Annotated in this window: 17 protein-coding genes; 7 read left to right on the top strand and 10 right to left on the bottom strand. The window is 59.6% G+C overall.

Annotated features, from left to right (window positions below):
- Positions 1 to 76: 76 nt before the first annotated feature.
- Genes fruA through fruB form a run of 3 tightly spaced genes read right to left on the bottom strand, consistent with a single transcriptional unit; the run spans position 77 to position 3,887 of the window.
- Positions 77 to 1,801 (bottom strand): PTS fructose transporter subunit IIBC, encoded by a 1,725-nt coding sequence (gene fruA / locus BSP75_RS13765; protein ID WP_042657382.1) that lies wholly within the window; start codon positions 1,799 to 1,801, stop codon positions 77 to 79.
- Complete coding sequence (pfkB, locus tag BSP75_RS13760) at positions 1,798 to 2,787, bottom strand: 1-phosphofructokinase (RefSeq protein ID WP_075113570.1); 990 nt, start codon at positions 2,785 to 2,787, stop codon at positions 1,798 to 1,800. Before pfkB ends, fruA begins: the two co-directional genes overlap by 4 nt.
- Complete coding sequence (gene fruB, locus BSP75_RS13755) at positions 2,787 to 3,887, bottom strand: fused PTS fructose transporter subunit IIA/HPr protein (protein ID WP_075113569.1); 1,101 nt, start codon at positions 3,885 to 3,887, stop codon at positions 2,787 to 2,789. Before fruB ends, pfkB begins: the two co-directional genes overlap by 1 nt.
- Before the next feature lie 296 nt (positions 3,888 to 4,183).
- Here fruB and cra point away from each other — a divergent pair, with 296 nt between their 5' ends.
- The 3 genes from cra to BSP75_RS13740 all read left to right on the top strand — a co-directional run bounded on the left by cra (position 4,184) and on the right by BSP75_RS13740 (position 7,536).
- On the top strand, positions 4,184 to 5,170 hold the full coding sequence (gene cra / locus BSP75_RS13750) for a catabolite repressor/activator (RefSeq protein ID WP_075113568.1): 987 nt from the start codon (positions 4,184 to 4,186) through the stop codon (positions 5,168 to 5,170).
- 568 nt (positions 5,171 to 5,738) lie between these two features.
- Entirely contained in the window at positions 5,739 to 6,932 is a 1,194-nt protein-coding gene (locus tag BSP75_RS13745) for an aromatic amino acid transport family protein (RefSeq protein WP_058051939.1), read from the top strand.
- 217 nt (positions 6,933 to 7,149) lie between these two features.
- Positions 7,150 to 7,536, top strand: a complete 387-nt coding sequence (locus tag BSP75_RS13740) for an MAPEG family protein (protein ID WP_075113567.1) — start codon at positions 7,150 to 7,152, stop codon at positions 7,534 to 7,536.
- 123 nt (positions 7,537 to 7,659) lie between these two features.
- Here BSP75_RS13740 and BSP75_RS13735 read toward each other — a convergent pair whose 3' ends face one another.
- Positions 7,660 to 9,063, bottom strand: coding sequence for a DEAD/DEAH box helicase (locus BSP75_RS13735; protein ID WP_042657388.1), 1,404 nt, complete (start codon positions 9,061 to 9,063; stop codon positions 7,660 to 7,662).
- A 355-nt stretch (positions 9,064 to 9,418) separates the two neighbouring features.
- Between BSP75_RS13735 and BSP75_RS13730 the strand changes: the two genes are divergently transcribed.
- Complete coding sequence (locus BSP75_RS13730) at positions 9,419 to 10,249, top strand: transporter substrate-binding domain-containing protein (RefSeq protein WP_075113566.1); 831 nt, start codon at positions 9,419 to 9,421, stop codon at positions 10,247 to 10,249.
- Between the two features lie 112 nt (positions 10,250 to 10,361).
- Here BSP75_RS13730 and aroC read toward each other — a convergent pair whose 3' ends face one another.
- Positions 10,362 to 11,450: a chorismate synthase gene (gene aroC, locus BSP75_RS13725; protein ID WP_021230156.1), complete on the bottom strand. Its 1,089-nt coding sequence runs from the start codon at positions 11,448 to 11,450 to the stop codon at positions 10,362 to 10,364.
- A 12-nt stretch (positions 11,451 to 11,462) separates the two neighbouring features.
- Positions 11,463 to 12,398, bottom strand: a complete 936-nt coding sequence (gene prmB / locus BSP75_RS13720) for a 50S ribosomal protein L3 N(5)-glutamine methyltransferase (protein WP_058051987.1) — start codon at positions 12,396 to 12,398, stop codon at positions 11,463 to 11,465.
- A gap of 82 nt (positions 12,399 to 12,480) precedes the next feature.
- Between prmB and smrB the strand changes: the two genes are divergently transcribed.
- Positions 12,481 to 13,005: an endonuclease SmrB gene (gene smrB, locus BSP75_RS13715; protein WP_005333198.1), complete on the top strand. Its 525-nt coding sequence runs from the start codon at positions 12,481 to 12,483 to the stop codon at positions 13,003 to 13,005.
- Between the two features lie 57 nt (positions 13,006 to 13,062).
- Complete coding sequence (locus tag BSP75_RS13710; RefSeq protein WP_075113565.1) at positions 13,063 to 14,358, top strand: diguanylate cyclase; 1,296 nt, start codon at positions 13,063 to 13,065, stop codon at positions 14,356 to 14,358.
- A gap of 131 nt (positions 14,359 to 14,489) precedes the next feature.
- Here the strand turns inward: BSP75_RS13710 and BSP75_RS13705 are convergent, their stop codons facing one another.
- The 3 genes from BSP75_RS13705 to BSP75_RS13695 form a co-directional block, all read right to left on the bottom strand.
- Positions 14,490 to 15,098, bottom strand: coding sequence for a histidine phosphatase family protein (locus BSP75_RS13705; RefSeq protein WP_075113564.1), 609 nt, complete (start codon positions 15,096 to 15,098; stop codon positions 14,490 to 14,492).
- A 622-nt stretch (positions 15,099 to 15,720) separates the two neighbouring features.
- Positions 15,721 to 17,184 (bottom strand): chitinase, encoded by a 1,464-nt coding sequence (locus BSP75_RS13700; RefSeq protein WP_075113563.1) that lies wholly within the window; start codon positions 17,182 to 17,184, stop codon positions 15,721 to 15,723.
- A 306-nt stretch (positions 17,185 to 17,490) separates the two neighbouring features.
- Positions 17,491 to 18,675 carry a methyltransferase gene (locus BSP75_RS13695; protein ID WP_075113562.1) on the bottom strand — a complete coding sequence of 395 codons (1,185 nt, stop codon included), beginning with the start codon at positions 18,673 to 18,675 and terminating at the stop codon, positions 17,491 to 17,493.
- A 217-nt stretch (positions 18,676 to 18,892) separates the two neighbouring features.
- Here BSP75_RS13695 and BSP75_RS13690 point away from each other — a divergent pair, with 217 nt between their 5' ends.
- The gene (locus BSP75_RS13690; protein ID WP_075113561.1) at positions 18,893 to 19,471 is read left to right on the top strand and encodes an alkylphosphonate utilization protein; all 579 of its coding nucleotides are present in this window, start codon (positions 18,893 to 18,895) and stop codon (positions 19,469 to 19,471) included.
- A 196-nt stretch (positions 19,472 to 19,667) separates the two neighbouring features.
- On the opposite strand, the gene BSP75_RS13685 is transcribed toward BSP75_RS13690, so the two are convergent.
- A complete protein-coding gene (locus tag BSP75_RS13685; RefSeq protein WP_075113560.1) occupies positions 19,668 to 21,194 on the bottom strand; it encodes a fumarate hydratase in 1,527 nt (508 codons plus the stop codon).
- Positions 21,195 to 21,220 lie beyond the last annotated feature (26 nt).

The following is a 21,220-nucleotide window of genomic DNA, read 5'->3' as shown; positions in this document are numbered from 1 at the left end:
AAAACGTTCCCACACGAAACCAAAAGCGGCCCGAAGGCCGCTTTGTTATTGATTGCATTTACTTACGCTACACCACTCAGGCTGTCGCCAGCTTGGCCTGCTCTTCACCGCGCTTGAGCATGGCGTAGGAGACGCCGGTCAACAGCGAGCCTGCGGCAATGGCCACGATATACATCATGACGTTGCTGATGGCGTGCGGGATAAAGAGCACGAACAGACCGCCGTGGGGCGCCATCAGCTCGCAGCCGAACAGCATGGAGAGCGCACCGGTCAGGGCGCCGCCCACCATGCAGGCCGGGATGACGCGCATCGGATCCTTGGCGGCAAACGGAATGGCCCCCTCGGAGATAAAGCACAGTCCCAGTACGAAGGAGGCTTTGCCCGCTTCCTGCTCCGCCTTGATGAACTTGGTGCGGGCCAGGAAGGTGGCGATCCCCATCCCCAGTGCCGGCACCATACCGGCGGCCATGACTGCAGCCATCGGGGCGTAGGTTTTGGAGGCCAGCAGGCCGACACCGAAGGCGTAGGCCGCCTTGTTGACAGGCCCCCCCATATCGAAGCACATCATGGCACCGATGATCACACCCAGCAGCACTGCGTTGGCAGAGCCCATGTTGTTGAGGAACTCGGTCATGGCATTCATGATGCCAGCCACCGGGCCACCCACTACGTAGATCATCACCAGACCGGTAAAGAGGCTGGCCACCAACGGAATGATCAGGATGGGCTTGAGCGCTTCCAGAGTGGTCGGCAGGCGCACCTTGTCGCTCAGGTACTTGGCGCTGTAACCGGCCAGGAAACCGGCCACGATGCCACCGAGGAAACCGGCGCCCAGCGAGCTTGCCAGCATACCGCCGATCATGCCGGGGGCGAGACCCGGACGGTCAGCGATGGAGTAGGCAATGTAACCGGCCAGCACCGGGATCATCAGGGCAAAGGCGGAGCCACCACCGATCTTCATCAGGGCGGCGGCCAGGGTGCCTTCCACCTTGAACGCTTCGATACCGAACACGAACGAGAGCGCGATAATAAGACCACCCGCCACCACCATCGGCAGCATAAAGGAGACACCGGTCAGCAAATGCTTGTAGGGGCCAGCCTTCTCTTCTTTCTTGGGCTGGCTGCCGCCACTGTGGCGATACAGTTTTGCCTCGTTCCACGCCTTGTCGAGCTCGGCGCGAGTTTTCTTGAGCGCAGCGCCTGTGCTGGTGCGATAGACCTGCTTGCCATCGAAACGGGCCATGTCCACTTCGATATCGGTGGCGAGGAACACCAGATCGGCAGATGCAATCTCTTCGGCAGTCAGGGCATTCTGGGCACCGACCGAGCCCTGGGTCTCGACGCGGATCTGGTAACCCAGCTGCTTGGCCATGGTCTCGAGCGCTTCTGCCGACATAAAGGTGTGGGCCACCCCGGTGGGGCAGGCGGTGACTGCGACGATGCGCTTGCCAGCGGCGGCGGGTTTAGCTGCTGCGGGAGCGGCTTGATGACGATAGACGCTGGCACCGCTGGTTGCGGCCTCCAGCAAGGCAGCCGGATCTTGCAGGGCGAGATCCATGCTGCCCTGATAGACCCGCTTGCCATCATAGGCAGCGAGATCCACTGGGGCGCTGGCGACAACCAGCACCAGATCGGCGGCGGCAATCTGCTCTTTTGAGGGGATCTGGCGCGGTTGCACGCTGGAGCCGACGTCGAGGGTGAGTTCCCAGCCAGCCAGTTTGGCCTGCTGTTCTATCCGTTTTGCAGCGAGAAAGCTGGTGGCAATGCCCGCCGGGCAAGCCGTAACCAAGATTGCTTTCATTGGGCATCTCCTGAGTTTTCCATTGAGGGGGTATTGCATTGAACCGGTACCAGCTCATCCAGAGGCTGTACGCGCACCTGTTCAAGTAAGGGGTTGAGCACACTGATATCGCTAAAACCGACCGCCACCTGGCTGACCGCCAAGGCCGAGACGGCGGTGGCCAGCCGCAGGGTCTGCTCCGGCGCCCAGCCAAGGCTGAGACCATGGGCGAGACCGGCGACCAGCGAGTCGCCAGCACCGACCGTGCTGACTACCTGCATCCGCGGCGGAATGGCCTGCCAGACTGCATCCGGGGCAAACCAGATGAGGCCATCGGCGCCGTTGGAGATCACCACGTTGGGGATGCCGCTTGCCTGCAGCGCGCGGGCACACTCGGCCTGCTCGCTCAGGGTCTTGATGGGGCGGCCAGCCCACTGCTCAAGCTCTTCCAAATTGGGTTTGACCAGGGTCGGCGCCGCCTTGATCCCTTCGCTTAAGGCCGCGCCGCTGCAATCGAAGATCACCTGCTTGCCCTTTGCCTTGAGCAGGCGGATCAGATGGGCGCAGTAATCGGGGGCCACCCCTTTGGGCAGGCTACCCGCCAGCACGAACCATTCCGCCTGCGATGCCAGCTCATCGATGGCCTGCTCCAGCGCGCTCACTTCCCCTTCATGGATGGTGAGCCCCGGCAGGTTGAGATCGGTGACCCGACCGGACTGCTCGGAGATCTTGACGTTGATGCGGGTGCTGCCCGCCACGCGCACAAAATGATCATCCAGCGCTCGATCTGCAAACAAGGAGACAAAGCTCTGCTCATTGTCAGCGCCAAGCCAGCCGGTGACGCCCACGTCGCGGCCCAGATCCTTGAGCACCATGGCGACGTTGATCCCCTTTCCCGCCGCGCGCAGGTTGGCCTCGCTCACCAGATTCACCTCGCCAAGGCTCATCGCCTCAAGACGGGTGGTGAGATCGAGCGCGGGGTTGAGGGTAATGGTGACAATCTTCATCAATGCGCCCCCTCGCCCAGACCGGCAGCGATGGCCTCACCGATCCCCTTGAGGGCGGCTTCGGCATCCGCTCCTTCGGCGCGAAACGCCAGACGGTGACCGCACTTAACGCCAAGGCCGATCACCTTCATCAGGCTCTTGGCAGAGACCGCCTCGCCGCTGCCATCCAGATTGGCAACCCGGATGTCGGATTCAAACTCTTTGGCCACCTTGACCAGCATGGCGCCCGGACGAGCGTGCAGGCCGTGGGGGTTGATGATGGTGAAGGTTTCGGAAAGACCGCTCGCGGGGCCTGCTTGCAGCATGGCCAAGCCCTCGTTGCCCGCCAGCGTGGCAAGTTGACCGGCCGCTGCCAGTTTGGCCAGATTCTCAAGTTGCGGCAGATGGCCCGCATCTGCGGCACACAGCAACAGCATGGCGCTGACCGGTAGCTCCCCTACGTTCAGTGCAGTGCTAGGCGTGGCCAGCACCCAACCGGTCTGGGCAGCTTGCGCACGGGCCAGCCAGACGCCCTCGCCCAGATAGGCGGGATCGCTTGCCAGCAGCGCCGTCACCATGGCAGCATCGCCCCAGCCAGCAGACTTGGCGCGCGCGGCCGCACCCAGCAACAGCTGGTCGCGATCATCGGCCGGGAAGTCAGCCAGAGTCAGGTATTGCACCTCTTTGGCGGCAGTGGCACCGGTCAGGATGTTGATGATGGTGTCGGCATCGGTAGCCTCTCTCAATTGCGCGGCCGCCTGCTCGTCACCCAGCACATGGGTGAGCTGGCGCAAAATGCCCAGATGCTCGTCGGACTTGGCGGCAATCCCGATGGCGACGTAGGCAATCTGCCCCTCATCCCACTCGATACCGTTGGGGAACTGGGCCACCATGACGCCGGTGCTCTTCACCAGATGGCGGGTGTCGGTGGTGCCGTGAGGAATAGCGATGCCGCTGCCAAGATAGGTGGCATGTTGCGCCTCGCGGGCCAGCATCCCATCCACATAGCCCGCTTCCACCAGACCGGCTTCGGTCAGTTTGCCTGCCAGCAAGGCAATGGCGTCCGACTTGGTCACCGCCGTCTGCCCCAGCAAGATCTGCTCTCGCGCCAACTTCAACATAGAGACTCTCCATCAGGTTCCGGCCGTGCCGGTAGATCACAATTGAACATTCGAGTAACTCGCCAGCTGACAATAGACCCGATCGCGGTTGTCTGTGATCGGTGCCTGATTTTCAGGCCACTGGGTCTCTTCGTTGCTGACAGGCTGAATCGTTTCACTTACACTCAGACTGAATCGTTTCAGCGAATTGATCAAGTACCCACAAAGAGTGCTTTTCAATGATATGATCCCGCGCACACTTTTCGGTGCCCTCACCCGGCAGTGACCGTGGGCCTTGCAACTCAAACAGAGCCAATATGATGAAACTGGATGAAATCGCCGCCCTCGCCGGTGTCTCGCGCACCACGGCAAGCTATGTGATCAATGGCAAGGCCGACCAATACCGCATCAGCCAGGCTACCCGTGACAAGGTGATGGCTGTGGTCACCGCCCACAACTACCAGCCGGACAGCCGCGCCGCCTCCCTGCGTGGCGGCCAGACCAAGACTCTGGGCTTTATCCTGCCCGATCTTGAAAACGCCAGTTACGCCAAGCTGGCCAAACGGCTGGAACAGGGGGCGCGGGCGCAGGGTTATCAGCTGCTTATCGTCTGCTCGGAAGATGATCCCGCCACCGAAAAAGAGTTGGCTCAGATGCTGGTGAGCCGCCATGTGGACGCCCTGCTGGTGGCCAGCTGTCTGCCGCCGGACGACCCCTTCTACGGCAAATTGCAGGCACAAGGCAGCCAGATCCTCGCCATCGACCGTGCCATGGCCGCCGATCAGTTCGTCACCGTCGCCAGTGAAAACGAGAAGGCGAGCTTTGATCTCACCAGCTCCCTGCTCACCCCTACCTTACGCCATATCGCCTTGATCACCGCGCTACCAGCACTCACGATCAGCAAGGAGCGCAAAGCCGGTTTCGAGCAGGCGGTCGCCAGCCACAGTGCGGCCTGCCACCTGTGCGAGGGGGATAACTTCTCCCGCCTTGAGGGGTATCGCCTGATCAAAGATCTGCACCAGCAACTGGGTCAACTACCCGAAGCACTGATCACTACCTCCTACATCCTGATGGAGGGGGTGCTCGACTATCTATTGGAACAAGAGATCGATATGAACCAGCTAGCCATGGCCACCTTCGGCGATGATCGGCTGCTCGATTTTCTCCCCTTTGGCATCAACTCCCTGCCCCAGCAGCACGATGCGCTGGCAAACCAGGCGCTGGAGCTAGCACTCAAGGCGGTGAACGGCGACTACCAGAGCGGACTGCACTATGTGAGCCGCACCCTCAAGCGCCGCCGCTAACCCGCTCCGTAGCAGATCAGGTTTGCTGGCAATGGGTGGGCAAAGAGAATAGATGACAATAAGGCTGCCAGCATCGGCAGCCTTATTGCTTCTCCCCACAACCCTGCCCGCACGCTCTGCTTTCTCTACCCGTCTGACCGACTAAACAGCCGGTCTCCACACCCCTTTTGCCCCTCAACGCCACGCCAACGTCAATACAAGGCCCTCCTCGCTCCCCTATCTGTGCTGCTGCCACTTGGCTTATCCGTATCTATGAGCCGCCCTATCAGTCGTTTTTTCGGTGCTTTTTTCTGCAATTAGCCACTACTGTCATCATTTATTTCCACTTATCGCCACAAGCCAGCACAAAACCCCAATAAAGGGGTTGTCTCCGCTATTTTGATCCGCTAACGTGGCAACCATCTTTTACAAGTGACAGGTTTTAGGTACAGATGTTCCCGTTCCGATATTGCCAGCCTCCGGCCTTATCCCCGGAGGCGCCTGCTGATAACGCCAATTGACCCCTCTTGTTGACGTCACTGCTGACACCACCTGTTTGCACTGACACCGCTACGTTCGGATGGATAACATGAATACCAAAACCCTGGGTTGTACCCTGTTGATTGCCGGCACCACCATAGGCGCCGGCATGCTGGCCCTGCCGCTGGCCTCCTCCTCCCTCGGCGGCCCCGCCACCCTGATGCTGATGGTCGGCCTCTGGGCCCTGATGGCCTTCACCGCCATGCTGCAGGTAGAGGCGAGCCTAAACACCGGCAAGTGGTACCTGCACCAGCTGGCGGATCATCTGCTCGGCCCCTGGGGCAAGCGCATCGCCTCCTTCTGTATCCTGATGCTGTTCTACTCGCTCGCCTCCGCCTACATCAGCGGCGGCAGCAGCCTGCTGGCACAGGCGCTGGCCGATGCGGGCATGACCCTCAGCCAAGAGCAGGCCGCCTGGGCCTTTACCCTGCTGTTTGGCGGCATGGTCTGTGTCGGCACCCGCTCGGTGGATTACCTCAACCGGCTGATGTTCACCGTGAAACTGGTGATCATGGTGGCGGTGCTGGCACTGCTGCTGCCGCGCGCAGAGGGGCAACATCTGCTCTCGATGCCGCTGGGTCAGGGCCTGTTGCTGGCGGGCCTGCCGGTCATCTTCACCTCGTTCGGCTTTCACGGCTCCATTCCGAGCGTGATGCTCTATCTGGGGGATTGCCCCAAGCAGCTGCGCCGGGTCTTTGTCTGGGGCTCTGCCCTGCCGCTGATCCTCTACGTGCTGTGGCAGGTAGCGATCCTCGGTCTGCTCGGCCAGCAAGCCCTGCTGCAAACTGGTGGCGCGCTGGACAGCCTGCTAGCCAACGTCGGCAAGCTGGTGAGCTGGCCTGCGTTTAATCAGGCGATGCACCTGTTTGCCGATCTGGCACTCGCCACCTCCTTCCTCGGGGTGACGCTGGGGCTGTTCGACTTTATGGCCAAGGTGACCCGTCGCAAAGATAACTGGCAGGGTCGCAGCCAGACCGGCCTGATCACCTTTGTGCCGCCCCTGCTGTTTGCCCTCTACTTCCCGCAGGGCTTTATCATGGCCCTCGGCTACGCCGCCATTGCGCTGGCGATCCTCGCGGTACTGCTGCCGGTGGCACTGGTATGGCAGAGCCGCAAACAGGCGCCCGCCCACCACTACCGCGCCCCGGGTGGCGTAGTGGCGCTGGGACTGGCCGCCGCCATGGGGGTGCTGATTGTCGGCGTACAGGTCAGCGTCAGCCTGGGAATGCTGCCCGCGCTCTAATCCTTGCCGCGATTCAATTCTCTTAATAGCAAAAGCCCCGCCAACGAATATTGGTGGGGCTTTTGCTATTAGGTCGATTTAACGTTCGCAACATCGCCATATGACGGGTCAATCTGGTACAGATGACTGCTACCCTCAGAGGCAAACCATTGAGACGCCATGCAATATCAATCAAATCACTGGCGACTCGACATCATCACTCCGGGAGCCAGATACCATGACCATACTGCCTGTTTACGCGGCCCTGCTCGCTCTGCTGTTTGTGTTGCTGGGCATTCGTACCATTCGCACCCGCCATAGCCGCAAGGTGGCGCTGGGGCACGGTGATGATCCCGCCATGCTGCGGGCCATGCGGGTACATGCCAATTTTGCCGAGTATGTCCCCCTCGCCCTGCTACTGATCTATTTTGTCGAAGCCACCAGCCAGCCCCCCTGGCTTGTCCATTTGCTGGGAAGTGCCCTGTTGCTTGGTCGCGTCTGTCACGCCTTTGGCATGAGCCACACGCCGGAGAACTTCCGCTACCGAGTGGCAGGAATGGGGCTGACCTTCGCGGTGATCCTGGTGAGCGCGGCCCATCTCCTGATCACGGCGCTGCTCCCCTGACGCTTTGTCGGCAGGCTACGCTGCCCCACCAAAACCCTGTCTACCGAAAATAGAAAAGCCCTGCCAGATTGGCAGGGCTTTTTCAGTCAACCGTACAGCGGGGGAGCCAGGCTCCCGAGCCGCTTACTGGTTGTGGGTAGCGCGACGGGGGCGACGGGCCTGAGCCGGTTTGCCCGCGCCATCAGCCGGACGCTGACCACCTTGCGGCTTGGGCTTGCCACCGTTACCGGTACGCGCACCACCTGCATTGCCATTAGAGGCAGAACGACCGGCGCCCTGACGCTGGCCTTGACCTTGCGGACGCGGCGGGGTGCGGCGCTGCTCGCTCGGATCACGAGGCTCTTTGCGCAGCGGCGCGCCGATACCACGAGCGATGTTGTCCAGGGTCTCGCGGGAGGCTTCAAAACCGGCCACCTGCTCGCACGGAATGTTCTGCTTGGTCAGACGCTCGATCGCCTTGATAAGCTTCCCTTCATCGGCAGCAACCAGAGAGATGGCGTGACCGGCAGCACCGGCACGACCGGTACGGCCGATACGGTGCACGTAATCTTCCGCCACGTTGGGCAGCTCGAAGTTGACCACTTGCGGCAACTTGTCGATGTCCAGACCACGGGCGGCGATATCGGTCGCCACCAGCACCTTGACGCTACCATCCTTGAAACCGGCCAGTGCGCGGGTACGGGCCCCCTGGCTCTTGTTGCCGTGGATGGCGGCAGCGCTGACGCCGTTCTTGTCGAGGGTCTCGGCAACGCGGTTAGCCATGTGCTTGGTACGGGTGAACACCAGTACCTGCTGCCAGTTGTTGCTGGTGACCAGATGGCTCAGCAGACCGATCTTGTTGGCCTTGTCGCACGGGTGAACCAGCTGCTCGATACGCTCGGCGGTGCTGTTGCGTGGGGCGACTTCGATCACCGCCGGGTTATCCAGCAGACCGGTGGCCAGTTCGCGGATCTCGTCGGCGAAAGTAGCGGAGAACAGCAGGTTCTGGCGCTTCTTCGGCATCAGGGCCAGGATCTTGCGGATGTCGCGGATAAAGCCCATGTCGAGCATGCGGTCCGCTTCGTCCAGTACCAGGATCTCCACTTCGTCAAACTTGACGGCGTTCTGGTTGTAGAGATCCATCAGGCGGCCGGGGCAGGCCACCAGCACGTCCAGACCACGGCGAGTCGCCATCATCTGCGGATTGATGCTGACGCCGCCGAACACGACGTGGCTGCGCATCGGCAGGTGTTTGCCGTAGTTACGCACGCTCTCGCCCACCTGGGCGGCCAGCTCGCGAGTCGGGGTCAGCACCAGCGCACGAATGCGGTTCGGAGAGACCTTGCGCTTGCTCTCCATCAGACGTTGCAGCATCGGCAGGGTAAAGCCTGCGGTCTTGCCGGTCCCTGTTTGGGCCGCCGCCATCAGATCGCGGCCAGCCAAAACGGCGGGGATCGCTTGCTGCTGAATGGGAGACGGGGTGTCGTAGCCTTGTTCGGCAACGGCACGCAACAAGGGTTCGGCCAGACCGAGGGAAGTAAAACTCATAGTTACCTGCTAGGGATAGTGGCGCCGGGGATTTGTGGTGGGGCTCCTCTGCTGAGCCGATGCCATCTCACAAGATCTGGGCCTATTGAGAAAACAACGATTTCCCCGGGGAGCAGAGCAAAGGGGAAAGAATAGAGGCGCAGTCTAACGGAGTTGCCCGGGATAAACGAGAAAAATGTGATGTTCCTCCCAGCACGAACAGAAAAGCCCCCTGCGGCCCCCCGAATAATCCCGTTGACCGCTGGCGCAGGCACCACACTATTAACTGCCAACATAATATCTGTCTCCGCAGCTCCGGCCCGGACATGCGGACGACAGGACACGTGAAAGAAGAACGGGATAACGAGGTTTGGCTATGACCACGCAATACGCTACCCGCAGCAGATGGTCCATTCGGATCGGCCTGCTGCTTATGCTGCTCTCCCCTGCGTTGCAGGCCGACCAGACCCTGACCGTGGCCTGGAGCCACTGGCCCCCCTTCAGCCAGATCGATAACCGGGGCGAGCTGGACGGGCTGGATGTCAGCCTGACCCGCCAGATCCTCACCCGGGCAGGCTTCACCCCCAGGTTTCGCGAGATCCCCTGGGCGCGAGCGCTCCATCTGGTGGAGCACGATCAGCTGGATGTGGCGATGGCCGCCCTGCCATTGCCGGAGCGCCAACAGTACGCCCGCTTCTCGGATCCCTACCGCCAGAGCGCGTATGTGCTGCTGAGCAATGACCCTATCCCCGGCCATCAGGATCGCTGGGCCAAGCTCGATACCCTGCCCGAACTTTGCCACAGCAAGGGGCTCAAGCTTGGCAAGCTGCGCGGCACCCGCCCCATCCAGCAGATGGAGGAGTGCCCCGCCCTCAAGGGGGCGACCGAGTACAACGCCGATGAGCGGATGATCGATCTGCTGCTGGCTCGCCGCCTCGATGGCATCATCATGGAGTGGCAATATGCCCGCTATCGGCTGGCCCAGCTAGGAGCCGAGGGTTTTATCAGCTGCCAGCTCTTGCTGCACCACCAACCGGTCAGCCTGATGTTTGCCAAAAACAGCGTGAGCGACGCGCAGCTCCTCAAGATCAACGAGGCGATCCACGCCTTGCCCAAAACCCATGGCAAGTTCTCGCCCCCCAGCTGCCGCCTCAATGCCGATCCGGGTGCCGCGGATCTGCTGACACGCACCATCAGTGAACATTGACGGAATAAGCCATCCCCCGGAAATAGCAAAGGCGACCATGAGGTCGCCTTTGTGTTGGTTACCGAACCGGATCTCCGAGCAGGAGCGATCAGTCGATAGGCAGCAGCGCCGATCAGCGCAACTGCGGGGTATGGGTCAACACCCCCTGATTCTGGGCACGATGGCGCAGCAGGTGATCCATCAATACCAGCGCCAGCATGGCTTCTGCGATAGGCACGGCGCGGATACCGACGCAAGGATCGTGGCGACCCTTGGTGATCATCTCGATGGCCTCGCCTTCGGTATTGATGGTCTTGCCCGGCACAGTGATGCTGGAAGTGGGCTTGAGCGCCATGCTCACCACGATATCCTGACCGGAAGAAATGCCGCCCAGAATGCCGCCCGCATGGTTGCTGGCAAAGCCTGCCGGGGTCATCTCGTCGCGATGCTCGGAGCCTTTTTGCTCCACCACCGCGAAGCCGTCACCGATCTCCACCCCTTTCACCGCATTGATGCCCATCATGGCATGGGCAATGTCGGCGTCGAGTCGATCGAACACCGGCTCACCCAGGCCCACCGGCACATTGCGCGCAATGACCTGCACCTTGGCACCGATGCTGTTGCCCTCTTTTTTCAGGTCGCGCATGTATTGATCCAGTTCCTCCAGCTTGCCCGCATCGGGGAAGAAGAAGGGATTCTGCTCAATCTGCGCGGCGTCGAACGCCTCGGCCTTGATGGGGCCGAGCTGGGAGAGAAAACCGGTGATCTCGATGCCATGCACCTGTTTCAGGTACTTCTTGGCAATGGCACCTGCCGCCACCCGCATCGCGGTTTCGCGCGCCGAGGAGCGACCGCCGCCGCGATAGTCGCGCTGACCATACTTCTGGTGATAGGTGTAGTCAGCGTGACCCGGCCGGAACAGATCCTTGATGTCGGAGTAATCCTTGGAGCGCTGATCGGTATTCTCGATAAGCAGCCCGATGGAGGTGCCGGTGGTCTTCCCTTCGAACACCCCGGAGAGGATCTTCACCTCGTCCGGCTCGCGGCGCGGCGTGGTGTAGCGGGAAGTGCCCGGCTTGCGCCGATCCAGATCGCCCTGCAGATCCGCTTCGCTTATCTCCAGCCCCGGCGGGCAACCATCGACCACGGCGCCCAGCGCCAGGCCGTGGCTCTCGCCAAAGGTGGTGACCCGAAAGAGTTGACCAAAACTGTTCCCTGCCATGCGCGCTCCTGCTTAGTTCTTGTAGATGGCGAAATGATCCTGATACTGCACCAGCTCGTCACGGGTCATCACAAAGACACCGTGTCCGCCGTTTTCGAATTCAACCCAGGTGAAGGGGATCTCGGGGAACTGGGCTTCCAGATGGATCATGCTGTTGCCCACTTCGACCACCAGCACGCCGTTATCCTTGAGGAAGTCGGCCGCATGGGCCAGCAGACGCTTGGTCAGCTTGAGGCCATCGGAACCGGACGCCAGCGCCAGCTCGGGCTCATGACGGAACTCGTCCGGCAGATCCGACATATCTTCGGAGTCCACATAGGGCGGGTTGGAAACGATGAGATCGTACTTGTCACCCGCCGGCAGATCGCGGAACAGATCGGAGCGGATCGGAATGACCTGCTGCTCCAGCCCGTGATCGTTGATGTTGCGCTCGGCCACGTTCAGCGCATCGACGCTGATGTCGATGGCATCCACTTCCGCTTCCGGGAACTCGTGGGCCATGATGATGGCGATGCAACCGGAGCCGGTGCACAGGTCCATGATCCGGGTCGGTTCATGTTTGAGGAAGGGCGCGAAACGGTTGGCCACCATCTCGGCAATCGGGGAACGGGGAATGAGCACCCGCTCGTCCACGTAGAACTCCCAACCGGCATACCAGGCCTTGTTGGTCAGGTAGGCAGCAGGTACCCGCTCCTGTACGCGGCGGATAATCAGCTCGGCAATACGGTGACGCTCGCTGCTGGTGAGACGGGAGTGGCGCATGGCCGGGTCTACATCCGGTGGCAGATGTAACGCGGGCAGTACCAGCTGCACAGCTTCATCCCAGGCGTTGTCGGTTCCATGACCGTAAAAAATCCCGGCGTCGTTGAAACGACTCATGGCCCAACGCAACATGTCCTGGATGGTGTGCATCTCGGCAACCACCTCATCGATAAATATCTTGTCCAAATCCACCTCCAAGTCGAGTAATATCCGGCCCGAGCCCAACTTATGTAGCGGGCAAGACGCATACCTAATAAATGAGCATCCGATGAAAAAAACGCCCTCACCGACAGACGAGGAAACCCTGCTGTTCCGCGATGCGATAAAAGGTACCCGGAAAATCAAGCAAGATACCATAAGGGCCGAGTTACGCCCGGTCAAGCAGAAACGCGAATTGCGCGAAACCCGCGAAAAGCTTGGGGTTGACCACTATTTCAGCGATGAGTATCAGCCCCATCTTGACGACGATGGGCCGACCCGTTACGTGCGGGAAGATGTGTCAAAATTTGAGCTGAAAAAGCTCAAACGGGGCATTTATCCGCCGGAGATCTATCTCGATCTGCACGGCATGAACCAGCAGCAGGCAAAACAGGAGCTGGCCGCCCTGCTCACTCTCTGCCAAAAAGAGAACATTCACGTCGCCTCGGTGATGCACGGCATCGGCAAACATATTCTCAAGCAGCGCATTCCCAGCTGGCTGGCCCAGCACCCCAATGTGCGCGCCTTCCATCAGGCTCCCCGCGAATGGGGCGGCGACAGCGCCATTCTGGTGTTGCTGGATATCGAAGAGTAGTTAGCCAAACGACCACACTATACTGAATATCAATATGTTATTCGCCGTGGAGGTCGCATGTTTACACAAGGTTCCCATGCCGACATAAAGTCATCCCTCGACGCCATCGGCGCTGCCGTGGCGGTATTCAGCCTCGACAAGGATGACCATTTTGTCCTGATATCAGCTAACGATACCTTCGCCAAGGCCTTCGAGATCGAGGTGCTTGGCTGCATTGGCAAACGGCTGAACGAAATGTTTCCCCGTTACATCACCAGCAGTATCGAGCAGCCGATGCACGAATGCGTGAGCCAGCAGACCGGGGTGGAGAGCGAGCTCCCCATCGACAGCCTGTCGCGCACCAGCTGGTGGCGCTTTGTCCTCTCCCCCATCATTCCCGAGCAGGCACGGATCAACCGGATCATCGTCACAGCCATCGACATCACCGCCAAGAAGCAGCTGGAAGAGGCGCTCAAGACCAGTCGCCGCCGCTTTGAAGCAGTCGTCAACTCTGCCTATGACGGCATCATCAGCGTCAGCAGCGAATCGCGGATCGAGCTTATCAACACCGCCGCTTGCGAGATGTTCGGCATCGACGAGAGCTATCTTGGCAAGCGGCTGGAAACCCTGCTGCCGCAGCGCTTTCGCGCCAACCACGACAGCTACTTCAAAGCGTTCAGTAACTCCCCCATCAATTCGCGCCCCATGCATGCCCGCGCCTCCGTGGTGGGGTTGCGCCGTGATGGCAGCGAATTTCCGCTGGAGGTGACCATCGCCAAGATCAATCTGGGCCAGACCACCGAGATGACCGCCATCCTGCGCGACATCTCCGAGCGGGCGCGACTGGTGGAGGAGCTAAAGGTCGCCGCCACCACGGATCCCCTGACCGGCATTGCCAACCGGCGTCGCTTCGATGAGCTGGTCAACGCCGAGATGCAGCGCTGCCAGCGTTTTGGCCACACCATGAGCCTGCTGCTGATCGACATCGATCACTTCAAGGAGGTCAACGACACCTTTGGCCACCAGCAGGGGGATCAGGCGATCCTGAGCCTGGTCAACCGGATCAGCAAGCAGCTGCGCGAGGTAGACATGCTGGGGCGCTGGGGCGGCGAGGAGTTTATCGTGCTGCTGCCGGAGACCTCGCTGGAGCTGGCCTGGGCCAGCGCCGAGCGGATCAGGCTAGCGGTGGAATCGGCCCGCCATGCGCTATCCGGAGCACTTGAGGTCTCATTGACCATCAGCATCGGGATCAGCGCCAGCAAGGGCAACCATGACACTGTAGAGAAGATGGTTAGACGAGCCGACACCGCCCTCTATATGGCCAAGAAACAGGGGCGCAACTGCTGCCGCAAAGAGGAGCCGGAGCCGATCTGAGGGCGCACGCCCCTGCCCTGTACTGACACTGCTAACCAGTGCCTTCAGAGATAACCAACCGCAACAAACACAAAAGCAGCGCAACCCTCTTCGGTAGCGCTGCTTTTTTCGTCCTGCTTTTGGTGCACTCTTCAATCACAACCATCAAGGGGACGGCTAAAGCGCAGTGGGCCACCATCAGCCAGAGAGAGCCTCACCGACAGCATGCCACCGTTGGGCAATTGCCACTCGAAAAAATCATCAAATCCGGCGGTCGTTAGGGCGCGGATCACCTTGGCGACCACACCGTGCGCCACCAACAGTACCCGCTCCCCCTGCATGGTCGAAGCCAGTGCCGTTAATCCCTGCGAGACCCGGGCAATCGCCTCGTCCAGGGTTTCACCACTGGGAGGTGCTTGCGCCCAGCGCCGGGTGATATTGCGCGCCCACAGTTCGGGATATCGCGCCCTAGCCTCTGCCTGTGTCAGCCCTTCAAACAAGCCGACATCCCGCTCACGAAAAGCTGGCGCAAGCTCAACAGGCAATCCCAACTGGCGAGACAAGATGGCCGCGCACTCTCTTGTCCGCAGCAGGGGTGAGGCCAGCAGCCGATCGAACGGCGGCAGTGCCACCGAGACTTCCTCAGCCAAGCGGGAGATCTGGCGCACGCCATCGTCATTGAGCCCGATATCCAACGCCCCCTGATAACGTCCCTCGGCATTGGCCTGCGTCTCAGCATGGCGGATCACCACCAGTTCCATGGTGCACTCCTCTTTCCTGCTATCTGCTTACTGGTTAAAACCGCAAACGGCTTCCCTGTCGGAAAATGCGATGACAATCCCCATCCATCTCATACACCAAATCGATTATTTAATAATCGAGCAAGATTACCTCGTTGGCAGTCAAAAAACATCTGCCGAACTATACACTTGCCTCCGTAAATAAATAAATACACAACATATTTGCCCCCAATAATGTTACGGTCTGTTTTTGTTAAAGACATTGTGTTCAAAACGATGTTATGGCATGGATTGACAGATGGATATAATAAACACCCTAATCATATACATGAGGAGGATGGCGTAATGGGTACACCATTCAAAAAAATGTTTAGCAAAAACTCACACAATAACTTTCCGAGCTCATCAGGCAACAATAATAAAACATAACCATTGCCCATCAATAAAATTTGATATGCACTGTTGTGCATCAATTTAAACAAGAAAAGTAAAGATGGTTGATAAGTACCGCTACACTACAACTACCCCGCAACATTGATAGATCTCTTTTTAATCGCTGGCGCTTATTCTCTCCCTCCGAACAAAAATATAAAAAGGGGGACAAGCCCCCTCTCTTTAATCCACCAGAAAATGGACTATCTCTTTATTTGGTTGTCACCAACGCCCAGGGGCCACCTTTGGCGGGATCATCCCCCTGCGTCCACCATTTGGCCTGATAGACGGCGCCCTTATAGCTTACCTTGCTGCCAGCGGTATAGACCTTGTTGGCCTCCCAGGCAGGCTGACCATCAACGGGCGGGTCAACCGGATCGACCGGGGCGGGATCGAGCTTGGCGACGATCCGCACTTTCGGCCAGTTCGCGTGGGAGCCGTAGAAGTTGGTCACGCACTTCTCGTAATCACCCGGTACCAACGCAGAATAAGCGGTCTGGAAGCCCACCAGCTCGCACTCGAAGGAGTAACCACCCGGGCGATCCGGATAGTATTTCCAGTTGCCATCCCAGTTGGTGTAGAGCACGTCAGTAGCACCGTTAAGATTGAGGCTGCCATAGGGGGTCTGCTGCCAGCAGGTGTTCTTCTCATCCGCCTTGATCGGGATCTGGTAGTGGTTGGCCAGCCCTTCCCAGTAACGGATGCGATTGACCGGCTGCCCCTTGTCCTTGTTCTGCTCACCGCACTCGATGCCGCCGTTGATGACGTTGATGGTTGTGCCAAAGCCATAGCCGATACCGGCGTCAGCTTCCCGTTTGGAGGGTACCCAGGTGCGATCAATCACGTGCAGCATGGCCGGTTTCGGGGCCTGCGGGGTGAGGAAGAACCAGATGGCCGAAGCGAGGTTGAGCCAGGAGTCCGCCACCAGTCCCGGGTTGTTGAGCAACACGGAGGCATCGCCGTCAAACATCGCCTCTGAGAAGGCGCCGTAGTTGAAGTGATAGGAGAGCTGCTTGGCGCCGCGGCCGAAGTACCCCTGACCAGTGCTGCAAGGCCACTTCTTGTTCTGCCAATCGTTCTGGCCACAGCCGGTGGTGTAACCAGTCTGCCCCTCTGACCAGCCCATCTCCCGCACATGCACCAGCGCCTGCTGCCACTCTTCCAACCCCAAGGGGTTGTCGGAGACGTTCTCCTTGGCGATATGGCCGCCAGTCTCCTGAGAGAAGTGGGCAAAGGCCGTCACAATGGATTTTTTACAGATGGCATCGGCATCACGCCCGTCGGTATATTCGCCGCAGAACGCAGGGAATTTGCCGATGGCCCGCAAGAAGCGGACATAGGTATATTCCGGCGCCGCCATCTGGGTTAAATATTCCCATTCAGATTGGGGAAATACCCGTTCAACCCGTTTTACGTTGTCAGGATTGCTTGCCAGACCCGGTTCAATGGCATCGACTATTTTATTTGACCGGGTGGCCAATGCTTTGGCCCATATTGCATACATGGGGTTGGCCGTCTTGGCCTTTTCCACGGCGGCCAAATCCGGTGCCGCAATCACATATCCCCCCGCATTTTGCGGATCGGGTTGAATATTCATGGCTGCACTCATTGCGGCATAGCTTGGCAATGCGCAGGCAGCGGCGATCAGCCAGGCGCAACGCTTGGGTTTGAACATGTTTACCGTCCTTGTTTGAATTAATGCGCTCCAAGAGTAGGTGTTTTAACCACTAAATTCACGATGAGAACTAAGAAATAAACGGAATTTGTGAACCATTTCACCTTGTGATATCCAGGGCAGCTGAAACAAAGAAAAGAACCCAAACGAAAACCTTAAAGCGTGGTCTGTCGCGACTTTTTGGAAGGATGAGACGGCCAGGTGATCTGCCATCGGTTCATTATTCGCTATGAAAAAAAATGACTGACACGCTCAGTCTGTCAGTCATCATCAATGTTCAAGAAAAATGCTCGAGAGAGCCGGACGTCAGGCGCGCACGGCACGGATCAGGATATTGCGCGGGGTCATGGGTTTGGCACAGAACTCCCCCACTTCGACCCGATAGCCCTGCTCTTGCAAAAAGAGCGCGCGATCCAGCGCCAGCCAGATCTCGAGAGGACGGCGAAACAGATGACGCACCAACTCCATGCGGGCGACATCGCCAAAGCGGCGCTCCCCGTGTGCCAAAAAGGCGGAATAGTCGAGCCCGGCTGGCAGCACAATCCCTTTGCGCTCGGCAGCCCAAGCGCAAAATGTCTCGAAGGTGCCGGTCAGCAGGCTCTTTTGCATATTGGGCACCGGCAGATACTCATCAACCCCGCGCACCTGACGCTGCAGGCAGTCAAATCCGAGCCGCCACACCACTTCCTGCTCCCGCAGACGGGCGATCCGCGCACCACCGGTCACCGTCTCCTGTAGTGGCAGCTTGAGATCCGCCTTGCTCAACAGCAGCTCGCTGGCGTTGGCAGCGGCCGACAGCGGGCGATAGTGGCTGGTGCGGATCAGGTGGTAGCAACAGGGAGAGATGGTCACGCCGCTGGCACTGCGCTCGGCCACCCGCTCCAGTAGATGGGTGTGCAGCTCGCCGCAGGCATGAAGTGCCATGGCGTGGTGTTCGGGGGCGATCAGCTCCGCCGACTCGGGGGCAAAGGCATCGGCACAGGTAAAGGTCATATTGGCGCCATCCCGCTCGGCCAGCAGCCGCCCTTCGTCACAGAGCTGATCTTGCAGCTCCAGACTGAGGATCGGAGCCTGTCGATGAAGTGACACCAGCCGCCCGAGGTGGCCCTTGCCGGCACACCACTCCAGATAGGGGCCCTGATGGGCCGGCAGACAGGCGGTGAACGATTCGATCTGGACCTGCTTGCGCCCCGGCATATGCAGCGCCATCTCCTTGCTGCAGGTGATGGGCTCGGGAGTGAAAGGGGCAAGCTGGCTGAGTTGCTGCAGCTCGGCCCCCTCGGCAATCCAGGGGGCAAGCAGCGTGCTGAGGGCATCCATATCCGCATCGAGCTCTGCCAACTGGGTCAGCGTCAGCCCATTGAGCTGTGCCGCCAGATCGGGCGCCTCATCGGCAAAGGCCATGGTCAGATGATGATATGGCTGATATTGCCACCAGCGCCGATAGCGGGTGAGCAGTCGATCCAGTTGTTGAAAACGTTGAGCCAGCACGAATGCCCCTGCCTTGCAGTCAAAAAGAGGCTCATTCTAGCGATCCCGCTTCAAATTGCACCCTCAATACCTGGCGATCAGCGCTACGCGACAACACGGCCAACCAGTGACCCAGGGCAGACCTGACAAAGTACGGGGTTTTATGCTATATTCCGCCCCCTCTTTCACGCGCCCCGCCCAACGCGGGTCGCTTTACACTAGCTATGGGACCAACAACATGACCATCAACGCCATTCTGCAAGCGCGCGCGGGCGCCAAGTGTGAACTGTGCAGCGCCGAGCAGGCGCTGACCACCTTCGTGGTGCCTCACTCTCCCGCCAGCGACGATGATCACAGCGTGGCTATCTGTAACACTTGCCGTGGTCAGCTGGAACAGCCTGACACCCTAGTGGTCAACCACTGGCGTTGCCTGAGTGACAGCATGTGGAGCCAGGTGCCTGCGGTACAGGTCATGGCATGGCGCCAGCTGAAAGCACTCTCCGGCAAGGGTGAGGTGTGGGCTCAGGATCTGCTGGACATGATGTACATGGAAGACGAAGCCAAGGCCTGGGCCGAAGCCGGACTGGCTGACGAAGATGACGACAGCACGCCGACCGTTGACTCCAACGGCGCCGTGCTGCAAGAGGGCGACTCCGTCACCCTGATCAAGGATCTGGACGTGAAGGGCGCCGGTTTCACCGCCAAGCGTGGTACCCTGGTCAAGGGCATCCGTCTGACCAACAACCCGCTCCATATCGAAGGCAAGGTCAACGGCGTGCAGATCGTACTGGTTGCCGCCTACCTGAAAAAGGCCTAATCCAAGCTCGATTGCGCTGCAGACAGAGCACAAACACAACGAAAAAGGATGGCGTCACGCCATCCTTTTTTATATCTGCTTGCCACAAACGGTCAACCTGAGCCCATAGCAGGCCAGCCAAAGCAAAAAGGCGCATCCGGATGGACGCGCCTTTTTTACATAGCCGATTCCGTTAACCGGCTGCGGGAACGGTCACTCAGGAGGAGAGTTTGCCGTCCAGCTCTGCAATTTTCGCAGACCAGTAGGCCGGGCCGGTTTCGTGGATATTGTTGCCTTCGGAGTCGACCGCAACGGTCACCGGCATATCTTCCACTTCAAACTCGTAGATCGCTTCCATGCCGAGATCGGCAAAGGCCACCACGCGCGCCTTCTTGATGGCTTTCGCCACCAGATAGGCGGCGCCACCCACCGCCATCAGATAGACCGCCTTGTGCTGCTTGATGCTCTCGACGGTTTTCGGGCCACGCTCGGATTTGCCAATCATGCCGATAAGGCCGGTGTCACCCAGCATCATGTCGGTGAACTTGTCCATCCGGGTGGAGGTGGTGGGGCCAGCCGGGCCAACCACTTCGTCACGCACCGCATCGACCGGGCCTACGTAGTAGATGAAGCGGTTGGTGAAATCGACCCCTTCCGGCAATCCTTCACCATTTTTCAGCATGTCGGCGATACGCTTGTGGGCGGCATCGCGACCGGTGAGGATCTTGCCCGACAGCAGCACGGTATCACCGCTCTTCCAGCTGGCGAGCTCTGCCTTGGTGATGCCATCGACGTTGACGCGGCGCACGTTGCCACCCGCTTCACGGGTGATCTCTGGCCAGTCGCTCAGTTTCGGCGGAGTCAGTTCGGCAGGGCCTGAGCCATCCAGTTCGAAGTGAACGTGACGGGTGGCGGCGCAGTTGGGGATCATCACCACCGGCTTGGAGGCGGCGTGAGTCGGGGCAGATTTGACCTTCACATCCAGCACGGTAGTCAGGCCGCCCAGACCCTGGGCACCGATCCCCAGCTTGTTGACCTTGTCGTAGAGTTCGACCCGCAGCTTCTCTTCGGTGGTATCGGGACCACGGGCGATCAGCTCCTGAATGTCGATGTGCTCCATCAGCGCCTCTTTGGCCAGCACGGCGGCCTTCTCGGCAGTACCGCCGATGCCGATGCCCAGCATGCCGGGCGGACACCAGCCCGCGCCCATGGTCGGCACGGTTTTGAGTACCCACTCGACCACATCATCTGAGGGGTTAAGCATCACCATTTTGGATTTGTTCTCGGAGCCGCCGCCTTTGGCCGCGATGCTCACTTCCACCTTGTTGCCGGGGATCATGTCGATATGCACCACGGCAGGGGCGTTGTCTTTGGTATTCTTGCGACTGCCAGCCGGATCGGCCAGCACGGAGGCGCGCAGCGGGTTGTCAGGATTGGTGTAGGCACGGCGAGTGCCTTCGTCCACCATCTCCTGCACCGTCATGTCGCTGTCCCACTGGACTTGCATGCCGATCTTGACGAAACAGGTCACGATGCCGGTGTCCTGGCAGAGCGGACGATGGCCTTCGGCGGACATGCGGGAGTTGATCAGGATCTGGGCCAGCGCATCTTTCGCGGCTGGGTTGGCCTCGCGGTCATAGGCCGCTTTGGCTGCCTGGACAAAATCCAACGGGTGGTAATAGGAGATGTACTGGAGGGCATCTGCGATAGAATCGATGAAATCCTGTTTTTTTATAATGCTCATATCATCCTCACTGGTCCTTATCCCTG

Origin of the sequence: Aeromonas sp. YN13HZO-058, from assembly GCF_001921245.1 — a bacterium.
Taxonomy (GTDB): Bacteria; Pseudomonadota; Gammaproteobacteria; order Enterobacterales; family Aeromonadaceae; genus Aeromonas; species Aeromonas allosaccharophila.
Note: the sequence above shows the minus strand (reverse complement) of the source record. Positions and strands in the feature narration are given on the sequence as shown.